Source organism: Paenarthrobacter sp. Y-19, assembly GCF_029223985.1.
In the GTDB taxonomy this organism is placed as follows: Bacteria; Actinomycetota; Actinomycetes; order Actinomycetales; family Micrococcaceae; genus Arthrobacter; species Arthrobacter nicotinovorans.
In genome coordinates, this window is sequence record NZ_CP119414.1 from 3,348,193 (window position 1) to 3,360,328 (window position 12,136).

Genomic DNA, 12,136 nt, shown 5'->3' on the forward strand with positions numbered 1-12,136 from the left:
ACCGAACATGACCAAGCAAGGGCTTGTGTTTCCACTTTGTAGATAATAATATCCATAATACGAAAACATTCAGTTTGGAACGGCGGCCCGGGAACGGGCCTTACAGGAGGAATTTCAATGGCGAATCCGAGCCCCGGAAACTCGATCACCCTGCGCGTCGCCGCACCGTCGAGCTTCACCGCTACCAGCGAACTGGCAGCAGCCGTCGGCGCAGCCGGTGCAGCAATCACCGCGCTGGACGTCACGGAATCCCACCACGAGACGATCGTCGTTGACGTCACCTGCAACACCACCGACGACGACCACGCAGCCCGCGTCAAGGACGCCCTGAACGCCCTCGACGGCGTCACCGTCCAGCACGTCTCGGACCGCACCTTCCTCATGCACCTGGGCGGCAAGCTCGAAGTTGTCCCCAAAGTAGCCCTGCGCAACCGCGACGACCTGTCGCGCGCCTACACTCCCGGCGTCGCCCGCGTCTGCATGGCGATCGCGGAAGACCCGGCCGCTGCCCGCAACCTGACGGTCAAGCGCAACACCATCGCCGTCCTCACCGACGGTTCCGCAGTCCTGGGCCTCGGCAACATCGGCCCCGCAGCCGCCCTTCCCGTGATGGAAGGCAAGGCTGCGCTCTTCAAGCAGTTCGCCAACGTGGATGCCTGGCCGGTCTGCCTCGACACGCAGGACACCGAAGAGATCATCATGATCGCCAAGGCCATGGCACCGGTCTACGGCGGCATCAACCTCGAAGACATCGCCGCGCCGCGCTGCTTCGAAATCGAGAACCGCCTCCGCGAAGAACTCGACATCCCGGTCTTCCACGATGACCAGCACGGCACCGCGATCGTCACGCTCGCTGCCTTGGTCAACGCCCTGCGTGTGGTGGACAAGAAGCTCTCCGAAGTCAAGATCGTGGTCTCGGGCGTCGGCGCTGCCGGCTCGGCCATCATCCAACTCCTCAAGGCCCAGGGCGCGCAGCACATCATCGCCGCCGGCCGCTCCGGAGCCATCCACTCGGGCGAAAAGTACGACGACGAGCACCGCAGCTGGATCGCCGCGAACACCAACGAAGAAGGCTTCTCCGGAACCCTGCACGACGCCCTCAAGGGAGCGGACGTCTTCATCGGTGTCAGCGCCCCGCACGTGATCGGCGAGGAGCAGGTTGCTTCCATGGCCGAGGACGCGATCGTGTTCGCCATGGCCAACCCGACGCCGGAAATCGATCCCGTGATTGCTTCCAAGCACGCAGCAGTAGTGGCCACGGGCCGCAGCGACTTCCCGAACCAGATCAACAACGTGCTGGCCTTCCCCGGGTTCTTCCGGGGCCTGCTGGATGCCGGAGCGTCGGACATCACGCCGAACATGCTGGTAGCCGCAGCCGAGGCAATCGCCAACCGGGTAGCTGACGAGGAGCTGAACGCGAGTTACATTATCCCCAGCGTCTTCGATCCCCATGTTGCCGCCGATGTAGCGACCGCCGTAGCCAACGCTGCGCACGCCAACGCCGCCAGCGCACTCTAGAAAAAGGAATCCGCTCACATGGCTATCACAGTCACAGATCCCCAGCCGATCGATCGCGCCGAGGAAATCCTCACCCCCAAGGCCTTGGCCTTCATCGAGGAACTGCACCAGCGCTTCGCAGGCACCCGCGACGAACTCCTGGAGGCCCGCAAAGCCAAGCGCCAAAAGGTCGCCGAAACCAGCCGCCTGGACTTCCTTCCGGAGACCCGCGAAATCCGCGACGGCGACTGGAAGGTTGCCGAGGCACCCGCAGCTTTGCAGGACCGCCGCGTTGAGATGACCGGCCCCGCGACCCCGGCCAAGATGGCCATCAACGCCCTCAACTCCGGCGCCAAGGTGTGGTTGGCTGACCTCGAAGATGCCAGCACGCCCACCTGGCCCAACGTCATCGACGCCATCCTCAACCTCCGCGACGCCGCCCAGGGAACCCTGAGCTACACCTCCCCCGAAGGCAAGGAATACCGTCTCCGCACGGACGCTCCCCTGGCCGTTGTGGTGGCCCGTCCCCGCGGCTGGCACATGGAAGAGAGCCACCTGCTGATCGACGGCGAACCCGCCGTGGGTGCGCTGGTGGACTTCGGCCTGCACTTCTTCCACATCGCCAAGCAGCTTCTGCTCAACGGCCACGGCCCGTACTACTACCTGCCCAAGATGGAGAGCCACCTGGAGGCACGCCTCTGGAACGACGTCTTCGTCTTCGCCCAGGACTTCCTCGGCATCCCGCAGGGCAGCGTCCGCGCCACCGTGCTGATCGAGACCATCCCGGCCGCGTTCGAAATGGACGAGATCCTCTACGAACTCCGTGACCACGCCTCTGGCCTGAACGCCGGCCGCTGGGACTACCTCTTCAGCATCATCAAGTACTTCCGTGATGCAGGCGAAGAGTTCGTCCTCCCGGACCGCGCCACCGTTGCCATGACGGCTCCGTTCATGCGCGCCTACACCGAACTCCTGGTCAAGACCTGCCACAAGCGCGGCGCTTTCGCCATGGGTGGCATGGCCGCCGTCATCCCCAACCGCAAGCAGCCCGACGTCACCGCCGCCGCCTTCGACAAGGTCCGCGCCGACAAGACCCGTGAGGCGAACGACGGCTTCGACGGTTCATGGGTTGCCCACCCGGACCTCGTTCCCACCTGCCGCGAAGTCTTCGACTCCGTGCTCGGTGACCGCCCCAACCAGCTGGACAAGCAGCGCCCGGAGGTGAACGTCACCGCTGAGCAGCTGATCGACGTCGCGTCCGCCGGTGGAACCGTCACGGAAGCCGGCCTGCGGCTGAATCTGTACGTCGCCGTCGCCTACACGGGCGTCTGGATCTCCGGCAGCGGCGCGGTAGCCATCCACAACCTCATGGAAGACGCCGCGACCGCGGAAATCTCCCGCTCGCAGGTGTGGCAGCAGATCCGCAACAAGTCCGTCCTCGCCGACACGGGCAACACCGTGACCCGCGAACTGGTCACCCGCATCCTGGGCGAAGAAACCGAGCGCCTGCGGATCGAGTTCGGCGACGAGAACTTCACCAAGTACTACGAGCCGGCGTCCAAGCTGATCGAGGACATCTGTCTCTCCGACGATTACACGGACTTCCTCACCACGCCCGCGTATGAGCTGGTGGGCTGAGATGGGTTCATTCTCGGCATCCGACCTGGCACACATTGAGTCGCAGCTGGAGGCAACGGACCAGTTGCTTGACCGCAACTACCCCGGCGACGACGGCTCACGCCAGCCCATCCACACCGTCTACATCCCCGCCGACCGCTTCACGACCACCTTCGTGGCAGATTGGGGCACCCAGGCACTCGCGACGGCGGAAGCCCACGGTGGCCTCGAAAAGCTCGGTCAGCTGTTGGGCCAGGAACCGCACCTGGCTGCCGCTGTTGCCGAGCGCGTCGCCGCGAAGCTCGCTTCCGAGCCGATCGAGGACCTCCGTCTGGACTTCGAGGACGGCTACGGCGACCGCGGCGATGAGGCAGAAGACGCCGACGCCGTTGCTGCCGCCAACGCAGTTGCCGCAGCAGTTGCCGCCGGAACGGCCCCGCCGTTCATCGGCATCCGCTTCAAGTGCTTCGAAGCACCGACGCGTGCCCGCGGCCTGAAGACCCTGGACCTGTTCGTCTCCACCCTGGCCCAGGCCGGGGAACTCCCTGCCGGGCTGATCCTCACCCTGCCCAAGGTCACCACGGTGGCACAGGTGCAGGCCATGGACTTCGCAGTGTCGCGGTTGGAAGAAGTGCACGGACTCCCCGCAGGCCGGCTCCGCTTCGAGGTGCAGGTGGAAACGCCGCAGCTCATCATCGGTGCCGACGGGACCTCTCCGGTAGCCCAGCTCCCCCACGTTGTTCCGGGCCGTATCAGTGCCCTGCACTACGGGACCTACGACTACAGCGCCTCGCTGGGAATCTCCGCCGAGTACCAGTCCATGGAGCACCCCGTGGCCGACTTCGCCAAGGAAGTCATGCAGCTCGCTGTTGCCGGCACGGGAATCCGTCTCTCCGACGGTTCCACCAACATCATCCCCGTCGGTGACGCCGTGGAAGATGCCTGGAAGCTGCACGGCCGGCTGGTCCGCCGTTCCCTGGAGAACGGCTACTACCAAGGCTGGGATCTCCACGCCGCCCAGCTGCCCAGCCGCTTCTCGGCGTCGTATGCGTTCTACCGCGAAGGCCTTCCCGCCGCGGCACTGCGCCTGCGCAACTACGTGGAACGCACCGAAGGCGGCGTCATGGACGAGCCCGCCACGGCCCGTGCCCTCGCAGGCTTCGTCCTCCGCGGCGTCCAGTGCGGCGCAGTGGGGACCGACGAGGTCAAGGCGCTTGCCGGCGTCGAACTTTCACAGCTGACCGCGCTTGCGCACCCGCGGCTCGCACAACCGACTTCCCACTGATAGGAGCTTCCCGCATGGGCAACTACTACTACCCGCAGGGCGGACTGCCGCCCCAGACACATCTGACCACGGAACGGGCCATCGTCACCGAGGCTTACACGGTGATCCCCAAAGGTGTGATGACGGACATCGTCACCAGCAACCTGCCGGGCTTCTCCAACACGCGTTCCTGGATCATCGCGCGGCCGATTTCCGGCTTCGCCACCACGTTCTCCCAGCTGATCGTCGAGATCGCGCCGGGCGGCGGGGCACCCAAGGCAGAGTTCGAGGCCGGCGTTGAAGGCGTCATCTTCGTGACCAAGGGCCAGGTCAACCTGACGCTCGACGGCGAACTGCACCACCTCGAGGAGGGCGGCTACGCCTACCTCGCCGCCGGCGCGGAGTGGGGCCTGGAAAACGTCTCGGACGACATCGTCTCCTTCCACTGGATCCGCAAAGCCTACGAGCGCCTTGAAGGCTTCGAGGCCAAGTCCTTCGTCACCAACGAGAAGGACGTGGAGCCCACCTCCATGCCGGACACCAACGACGTCTGGAAGACCACTCGCTTCACGGACTCCAGCGACCTCGCCCACGACATGCAGGTCAATATCGTGACCTTCCAGCCCGGCGGCGTGATCCCCTTCCCGGAAACCCACGTCATGGAGCACGGCTTGTACGTGCTGGAAGGCAAGGCCATGTACTTGCTCAACAACGACTGGGTTGAGGTGGAAGCCGGCGACTTCATGTGGCTGCGCGCGTTCTGCCCGCAGGCTTGCTACGCCGGTGGACCGGGCGAGTTCCGCTACCTGCTGTACAAGGACATGAACCGCCAGGTGAAGCTCACCTAGTCTTCTGCTTGCGCCGAGATCGCCGGAAAGCTGCCAGTTCGCTGGAGCTCTCCGGCGATTTCGCGTTCCTGCGGCGATTTCGCGTTCTTGCGGCGAAGTCAGCGGCGAACTTGGCGGCGGCCGATGGCCAGCCCGGCCCAGAAGGCGAGGACCAGCAGGCCAACCCCCGCCACGGCCAGTCCCAGCTGGCTTCCGCGGCTGACAAAGCTCCCCCCGCTCGGTTGGAAGACGTTGTCGCTCAGCGGCGCGTAGGCGAACCAACCAATCGGTTCGTTGGTTCCGTTCCACGCCACGATCAGCCCCACGATCACGGCAACCAGGCCCAGCAAAGGCACGACGACGACCGCCAGTTTCCGGGCAGGCTGCGGTGAGTGGTGTTCCCCAAGTGCGTTGTGTTCCCCCATGCGGCCGAGTCTAACCTGCCCGGCCGCCGGCGATCCTGTACGACTCCTGCAGCAGTTCGTCGAGCTCGTCCACATCGATGCCCTCAAGCCGGATCAGGAGCAGCTTCGGGGACTGGTCGTGATGAGGTGTCCAGAAATAGGTGTCCGGTTCCATGGCTGCGAGCGCTTCACGTTCATCGGTCTTGACCGTGACAACCCCGTCTTCCCAGATACGTGCCATGAGCGTCTTGGCGAACCAGGCGGGTTGACCCCAGCTCAAGCGTTCGCTGACACCCGGCATCTCCAGGCAGATGCTCCTGACGTCCTCTTCGGTGGCCATGGTTCACTGTGGCATTGGCGCGCTTCCGAGGACAAGACATGCCCGGCAACCCGTGCTTCTGCGTTATCGACCAGAGTCCGCGGTAGCCCCGGCGTCGAGGGTCTATTTGCCCATCCCGAGCGTGAGTCCCTCGGTAAGTCGGCGGCCCAGCCACACGTAGATGACCAGCATGGGCAGCACCACCATCACCAAGCCTGCGAACAGTCCACCCCAGTCAGCGCCGGAGTAGGTCTGCTGTTGGACGAACGAAATCAGCGCTACCGGGAGCGTGTACTTCTCAGTGGATTGCAGCAGGGTCAAGGCCAGAAGGGTCTCGTTCCAGTGCGAGATGACCTGGAGGATGAAGGCAGTGAGGATGCCTCCCTTGGCCAAAGGCAGGGTGATGCGCCAGAAGGTTCCGAAGGCCGTGGTCCCGTCGAGGGCTGCGGCTTCCTCCATTTCCAGGGGGAGGGAACGGAAGAAGGCGGTCAGCAGGAAGACCGTGAACGGCATGGAAACCCCAATGTAGACGAGGTTCAATCCGATGATGCTGTCCGTGAGGTACACCTTGTTCAGCATCACGAACAGCGGAATCAGGATGACCTGCGCCGGAATTCCGAGGCCCAGGATGAAGTACAGGCTCAGGCCGCGGGTGAGCCTGTTGTCCACCCGGCTCAGGTAGTAGGCGCACGGCGCGGCGATGGCGACGGTCAGGACCGACGACACCACTGTGGTCAGAAGGCTGTTCCACGTGGCCACCGCGAAGTCTCCCACGGTCCAGGCCCGGACGAAGTTGCCGAAGTCCAGGGAGGCCGGCACGCCCCAGGGGTCGTCAAGAATGGCCCGTGTATCCCGGAAGGCCTGCGCCACCATCCACACCAGCGCCGCGATACTGATCGCGACCACCAGCCACAGCAACCCCACACCGATGCCCCGGACTACGCTGCGTTCCCCGCGCAGGGCGGGACTGACACCGCGGCGTCCCCGCCTGCGGGCGGTCAAGGGAGCCAGCAGTTTGTATTCGCTCATGTCATTTCCTTTAGAACTCGACGGCGTCGCGACGCATGGCGCGGCGCAGCAGGACAACCAGGACGGAGATCAGCGCCAGGGACAACACAGCGGAGGCCGTTGCTGCTCCATAGGCAGGCGTTGACTGTCCGGAGAAGGCGTTGACGTAGGTGTAGACGGCTGCCGTCCAGCTTTGGGTGGGAGGCACCCCTGCCCCGGAGCTACCGCCGAATACCCACACGATCTCGAAGATCTTCACCGACGAGATGGTCCACAGCACGGCACAAGTGCCGAAGACATCCCAGGTCAGCGGGAGGATGACGTACCGCAGCCGCTGGAACGCGGAGGCTCCTGCCAGGGCACAGTCCTCGTAGTAGTAGGGCGGGATGCGGTCGACGCCGGCCATCAGGATGGTGGTGAAGTAACCGGTGGTGGTGCAGACCAGGGTGACCATGATGAGTGGGAAGATGTTGTCCTGTGCCAGCCACTTGGGCGGGTCTGTCACTCCAAGGGGCGCAAGGAGGCTGTTGACCATTCCGCCGGGGTTGAAGATGAAGCCGGCCAGGACACCGAAAACGAGCGCGTTGATGAGGTGCGGGAAGAAGATGACGTTACGGACCACCTTCTTCCCTGCCATGTCCCGGAGGACGAGCGTCATGGCGAAAGCGAGAATGAAGATTGCGGCTCCCACCACGAACAGCAGCAGCAGGGTGTTGCCGAACGATGACAGGAACAGCGGGTCCCGGAAGATCCGGCCGTAGTTGTCCAGGCCCACGAATTTCATGGGTCCGGAGCCGGCCCATTTGTGGAGGCTGATCCACACTGCACCAAGGGCGGGAACGATGAACAGGACCGTGTACAGGACGAACGCCGGCCCGACGAAGGGAACCAGCAGCTTCTTGCGCTGCACATCGATGGAGCTTCCCGGTTGGCGGCCCTGAGCTGAGGCCTTCCTGGTCACCGGTTTCCGGGACTCGGGATTCTGCAGTGCCGCTTTACCGGCGCGGGGTTCTTTCAGGCCGACCGACATCAGCCGTTGTCCTTCCAGTACTGGATCTGGGCTTCCTTCATCTTGGCCACGAACTCTGCGGCTGTGGTCTTTCCAAGGAACAGTTCATCCTCCCTGGGGAAGAAGACTTTCTCTGTGTAGCCGGGGAACGTCACGCCGTCGTTCTGCAGGTGCGTGGCCGGAGCGGCGTCGATGGCGGCTTTGACGCTTGCGACGGCGGGATCCACCGGTGCGTCCTGCCTCACCGGCAGCACCTTGGCGTCCGTTCCGAGGGCGTCCTGGTACTTGGCGCCCAGCAGGTACGCCGCAAGCCGCTGGGCAGGAACCTGGTTCTTGGATTTTGCCGGAACAGCGAAGCCGATGAAGTCCACGCGGGCGCTGGCCGGCTTGTCGCCGATGGCCGGGAACTGGAACGAGGAGTATTCGAAGCCCGGGGCGGCGTATGAACCGGTTTCGGTGGGTGTCCACGAGCCGTTGAGGATCAGGGCGGCGTCACCGTTTGCCCAGAGCTGCTGTTGGGCGGGGAACTTGCTGGCGTTGTAGCCACTGTTGAGGTATCCGCCCTTGACCAGGGTTTCCACCTTTTGTGCTGCTTCAAGGACGGCAGGGTCATCCCATCCTGCGCCTGATTTGTCTTCTGCGAGGGCTTTGAAGCTGCCGGCGCCTTTGAGCCGGAGCAGCGAGGTAACGAACCAGGTGGAGTTATAGCCTGCGATATCACCGTCGGCGGCAATGGGGGCTGTTCCGCCGGCCTTCAGCTTGTCCAGGACAGCAATGAATTCATCCCAGGTGGCTGGCGGCTTTGCTTTGAGCTCCGGGTGCTTGGCGGCATCGAACCAGATGCCGTCCGAGCTGATGCTGTAGGGCACCATCCAAGGCTGTCCGTCCTCTCCCTTGAAGACGCCGTTGCTGGTGAACTTCTCCGGAATCACTGAACTGACGGTCTTCCCGTCCAGCTCGTACGCGTAGACGGACGTCAGGGGGCTTGCCTGCCCGGTTTCGCCGATCACCGGAGCGAGCTTGGCGAGTGTTCCGTCCACCAGGTCCGGGACGTTGTTGGTGTTCAGCGCAGGGACGAGCTTTTCGGTGTTGCTGCGTCCCTGCCATTGGACGCTGACTTTGGCGCCGGTTTCTTTTTCGAAGTCCGCGATGGCAGTGGCGATGACCTTTTGCTGAGGTTCGCCGTCCTTCCACATCGACCAATAGTTGATGGTCTGGCCGGAAATGGACCCGGAAATATCCACGGCTTCGGCGGCCGGGGAGGCATCGGTGGCTCCGCCGCAGGCAGTGGTGGACAAGGCAAGCGCTGCACCCAACAGGGCGGCCAGCGGGCGAAGATGACGGGCTGTTTTGCCCATGGGAATCACCTTTCGAGTGAGGGGGAACCAGCCGGATGCGGTTCAGTGAGACGACTCTCACAGTCCCCGAAAGCAGGATTCAATGAGTATTTTGGAAAGTTTCTCCACCTGCCTGGCAGCCCGTGGGCGGTGGGACCCAATTAGGCATTTATTCCTCTTTTCCGGCTGCCCAACAATCGAGGAGACCTGCGCGGCGTTCCGATCGAACGAGCCCGCGCTCCGGCTCCGAGCTAAAGAGGGAAATTGATACGACTTGGAATCATTGGCGCGGGCGCCGTGGCACATTTCCATGCAGCATCCGCAGCGCGGATCAGCAACGTGGAGTTGGCCGCCGTCTGCGACCTGCGGCCTGAAGCCGCAGAGAGGGTCGCATCGCCATGGGGGGCTTCCGTCTTTGGGGACTACCTGGCCATGTACCGCGAGGCCGGCTTGAACGCCGTCATCATCAATACCCCGCACGCCCTGCACCTGGAGATGGTGCTGGCCGCAGCCGACCACGGCTTGCACGTGCTGGTGGAAAAGCCCATGGCCACCACCGTGGCCGACTGCGATCGCATGATTCAAGCGTGCCGGAAGGCCGGGGTGTCCTTGGTGATCGGGCAAATCCAGCATTTCCTTCCGGAGAAACTGGCCGCCGAGGACGTACTGGCAAGCGGCGAACTCGGACGGGTCCTGATGATCCGCGACTACCGGACCACCGATTACCGTCCGGGAACGCGGCCGGATTGGTTCTTCAGCGAGGCCATGGCAGGCGGGGGTGCACTGATGAACATCGGCGGCCATTGCCTTGACCGCTCCATCTGGTTCGGTGGCGCACCCGTTGAGTCCGTGAGCGCCTCTACCCTCAAGCGCTTCGGCGTTCCCGTGGAAACCGACGGTGCCATGGCGTTGACCCTCAGGAACGGGGTGCATGTCAGCATCTCCGTGGTGTCCGACGCCGTGCAGCGCTTGGACGAGGTCCTGATCGTGTGTGAGTACGGCACCCTGTCCTGCAGCCCCCACCATGGAACCTTGGTCCGGCGCGACGGCGTGACACGCACGGTATGGGAGCCGCGGCCCGAGGACATCCAGGAGGGTTTCTTCCTGCAGCTGCAGGATTTCATCACTGTGCTCGACGGCGGTGTCCCCAAAGTCAGTGTTGAGCACGCCCGCCACATCGTGGAGGTAGTCCTGGCGTCCTACGAGGCTGCCGGAAGCGGCCAGGCCGTGGTTCTCCTGGACAGTACCCAGGAGCTCAGTGCCCAAAAGCTCAGTGCCCAAGAGCTCAGTGCCCAGGAACTCAGTGCCGGACTCGCCCTCACGGACGCCGGTTAGGACGACCCTCCGGCTGCGTCCGTGCCATCCCAGTTGGGTGGGGTGAAAGCCCCCAGGGGATCATCCAGCACGGACGCAGTCTGGCCTGCCCCGGCCACGGGAAGCCAACTCCCGTCGAGGCCAGGGACGGCGTGCAGCTGGAACCATTCCTGAAGCCGGGAACGCATGGCGGACACCCGTGCAGCGTGCGTCGGCTCGTTCACAAGGTTGACTCGCTCGTCCGGGTCGGCCAGGAGATCGTAGAGTTCATGCGGACCGTGCGGATACCTGTGCACGTACTTCCAGTCGGTGCTGCGGATCATCCGGACGGGACCGTATTCGTCAAAGACCACGACGGCGCGATCCCCGGCCGCCGGTGGCAGCCCGCCTAAAAGCTCCGCGAAAGACTGTCCCGGCCCGTCTTCGAAGGGGCAGTGGTTTACCCCCGCCAGCTCCAGGATGGTGGCCGCCACGTCGTAGGCGGACAACAGTTCCGTCACTACAGCGCCATGCCGGATCCTGCCCGGGAGCGCGAAGATCGCCGGCACTTTGACGGAGGAATCGTAGACGTTCTGCGGAAACGTCCCGTTGCCCTTCCCCCAAATGCCGTGGTGGCCGCAATTGAAACCGTTGTCGCTGCTGAAGACCACCAAGGTGTTGTCCTGGATCCCGAGTTGCTCCAGCCGGCTGAGGACCGTCCCGATCCCGGCGTCCATGGCACTGACGGCGGCAAAGTACCCCACAAGGGCTGCACGGGTGTCTGCTTCGCCGCCGATCGGCACCCCGTCCACCGTGGGAGTCCACGGGTGCATGGCTTCCTGCGGGCAGCTGGAAAACTCACAGTCGCTGTAGAGATCCTCAAATTCCGGCGGATGCTGCCCCTTCCACGGCTTGTGGGGAGCTGTGTAGTTGAGGGCCAGGAAGAAGGGTTCGGGCTCTTGCGAGGCATCGTTGATGAAGTCCAGGGCATCGCCGGTGATCGCGTCCGTCAAGTACTCGGTGACCGTTTCCCGGTGGCTGGTGCCGCCGTCGAACCTGTACATGACCGAGCGGTCATACGGGCTGCCGCCGCCTTCCAGGGCGAACCAGTGGCTGAAGCCCTTCCGTGGAGCATCGTTGGCGCCAAGGTGCCATTTGCCGGACAGGCCCAGGCGGTAGCCGGCATCGGCGAGGTCATCCGTGAACAACCGCTGCCCCTGCAGGTAGTCGATGGCCTGGGGTCCGGTTTCGACGCCCGCCAGGTAATCGTGGACGCCGTGGCGCGACGGGATGTTCCCGGTCATCAGGCTGGCGCGCGCCGGGGAGCAGACCGGTGAGGCGCAGAAGAAGTTCTCCAGCCGCGTGCCGCGGGCAGCGAGGCCGTCCAGATTTGGCGTGTGGATTTCGGGGTTTCCGGCGCAACCCAGCGCCCAGGCGCCTTGGTCGTCGCTGAGGATGAAAAGGATGTTCGGCTTCTTGTTGGACACCCTCCCATTGCTACTGAGCCTCAAGGCAAGGAATCAATGAGCATTCCCGGTTGGCGTGAAAATACTCCGGGGAT

Annotated in this window: 11 protein-coding genes; 5 read left to right on the forward strand and 6 right to left on the reverse strand. The window is 64.0% G+C overall.

Going from position 1 to position 12,136, the window contains the following annotated elements:
- Nucleotides 1-117: 117 nt before the first annotated feature.
- Genes PYR64_RS15580 through PYR64_RS15595 form a run of 4 tightly spaced genes read left to right on the forward strand, consistent with a single transcriptional unit; the run spans nucleotide 118 to nucleotide 5,226 of the window.
- Entirely contained in the window at nucleotides 118-1,518 is a 1,401-nt protein-coding gene (locus PYR64_RS15580) for an NAD-dependent malic enzyme (protein WP_018778851.1), read from the forward strand.
- A gap of 18 nt (nucleotides 1,519-1,536) precedes the next feature.
- Nucleotides 1,537-3,135, forward strand: a complete 1,599-nt coding sequence (gene aceB / locus PYR64_RS15585; RefSeq protein WP_275776152.1) for a malate synthase A — start codon at nucleotides 1,537-1,539, stop codon at nucleotides 3,133-3,135.
- 1 nt (nucleotide 3,136) lies between these two features.
- On the forward strand, nucleotides 3,137-4,399 hold the full coding sequence (locus PYR64_RS15590) for an aldolase (RefSeq protein ID WP_275776154.1): 1,263 nt from the start codon (nucleotides 3,137-3,139) through the stop codon (nucleotides 4,397-4,399).
- Between the two features lie 14 nt (nucleotides 4,400-4,413).
- Nucleotides 4,414-5,226: a bifunctional allantoicase/(S)-ureidoglycine aminohydrolase gene (locus PYR64_RS15595; protein WP_055972375.1), complete on the forward strand. Its 813-nt coding sequence runs from the start codon at nucleotides 4,414-4,416 to the stop codon at nucleotides 5,224-5,226.
- Between the two features lie 98 nt (nucleotides 5,227-5,324).
- On the opposite strand, the gene PYR64_RS15600 is transcribed toward PYR64_RS15595, so the two are convergent.
- The 5 genes from PYR64_RS15600 to PYR64_RS15620 all read right to left on the reverse strand — a co-directional run bounded on the left by PYR64_RS15600 (nucleotide 5,325) and on the right by PYR64_RS15620 (nucleotide 9,303).
- Nucleotides 5,325-5,630, reverse strand: coding sequence for a hypothetical protein (locus tag PYR64_RS15600; protein WP_018778847.1), 306 nt, complete (start codon nucleotides 5,628-5,630; stop codon nucleotides 5,325-5,327).
- Nucleotides 5,631-5,640: 10 nt separating this feature from the next.
- Entirely contained in the window at nucleotides 5,641-5,949 is a 309-nt protein-coding gene (locus PYR64_RS15605; protein ID WP_018778846.1) for an MmcQ/YjbR family DNA-binding protein, read from the reverse strand.
- A 102-nt stretch (nucleotides 5,950-6,051) separates the two neighbouring features.
- Nucleotides 6,052-6,957 carry a carbohydrate ABC transporter permease gene (locus tag PYR64_RS15610; RefSeq protein ID WP_018778845.1) on the reverse strand — a complete coding sequence of 302 codons (906 nt, stop codon included), beginning with the start codon at nucleotides 6,955-6,957 and terminating at the stop codon, nucleotides 6,052-6,054.
- Nucleotides 6,958-6,967: 10 nt separating this feature from the next.
- Entirely contained in the window at nucleotides 6,968-7,966 is a 999-nt protein-coding gene (locus PYR64_RS15615; RefSeq protein ID WP_018778844.1) for a sugar ABC transporter permease, read from the reverse strand.
- Nucleotides 7,966-9,303, reverse strand: a complete 1,338-nt coding sequence (locus tag PYR64_RS15620; protein WP_275776158.1) for an extracellular solute-binding protein — start codon at nucleotides 9,301-9,303, stop codon at nucleotides 7,966-7,968. The genes PYR64_RS15615 and PYR64_RS15620 overlap by 1 nt, the downstream gene beginning before the upstream one ends.
- A gap of 243 nt (nucleotides 9,304-9,546) precedes the next feature.
- Here PYR64_RS15620 and PYR64_RS15625 point away from each other — a divergent pair, with 243 nt between their 5' ends.
- Nucleotides 9,547-10,617 carry a Gfo/Idh/MocA family oxidoreductase gene (locus tag PYR64_RS15625; protein WP_275776160.1) on the forward strand — a complete coding sequence of 357 codons (1,071 nt, stop codon included), beginning with the start codon at nucleotides 9,547-9,549 and terminating at the stop codon, nucleotides 10,615-10,617.
- Here PYR64_RS15625 and PYR64_RS15630 read toward each other — a convergent pair.
- Nucleotides 10,614-12,062 carry a sulfatase-like hydrolase/transferase gene (locus PYR64_RS15630; protein ID WP_275776162.1) on the reverse strand — a complete coding sequence of 483 codons (1,449 nt, stop codon included), beginning with the start codon at nucleotides 12,060-12,062 and terminating at the stop codon, nucleotides 10,614-10,616. The genes PYR64_RS15625 and PYR64_RS15630 overlap by 4 nt on opposite strands.
- Nucleotides 12,063-12,136 lie beyond the last annotated feature (74 nt).

Coding starts and splice junctions, on each gene's coding strand:
- PYR64_RS15580 (WP_018778851.1), top strand. CDS start 118: ATGGCGAATCCGAGCCCCGGAAACTCGATCACCCTGCGCGTCGCCGCA.
- aceB (WP_275776152.1), top strand. CDS start 1,537: ATGGCTATCACAGTCACAGATCCCCAGCCGATCGATCGCGCCGAGGAA.
- PYR64_RS15590 (WP_275776154.1), top strand. CDS start 3,137: ATGGGTTCATTCTCGGCATCCGACCTGGCACACATTGAGTCGCAGCTG.
- PYR64_RS15595 (WP_055972375.1), top strand. CDS start 4,414: ATGGGCAACTACTACTACCCGCAGGGCGGACTGCCGCCCCAGACACAT.
- PYR64_RS15600 (WP_018778847.1), bottom strand. CDS start 5,630: ATGGGGGAACACAACGCACTTGGGGAACACCACTCACCGCAGCCTGCC.
- PYR64_RS15605 (WP_018778846.1), bottom strand. CDS start 5,949: ATGGCCACCGAAGAGGACGTCAGGAGCATCTGCCTGGAGATGCCGGGT.
- PYR64_RS15610 (WP_018778845.1), bottom strand. CDS start 6,957: ATGAGCGAATACAAACTGCTGGCTCCCTTGACCGCCCGCAGGCGGGGA.
- PYR64_RS15615 (WP_018778844.1), bottom strand. CDS start 7,966: ATGTCGGTCGGCCTGAAAGAACCCCGCGCCGGTAAAGCGGCACTGCAG.
- PYR64_RS15620 (WP_275776158.1), bottom strand. CDS start 9,303: ATGGGCAAAACAGCCCGTCATCTTCGCCCGCTGGCCGCCCTGTTGGGT.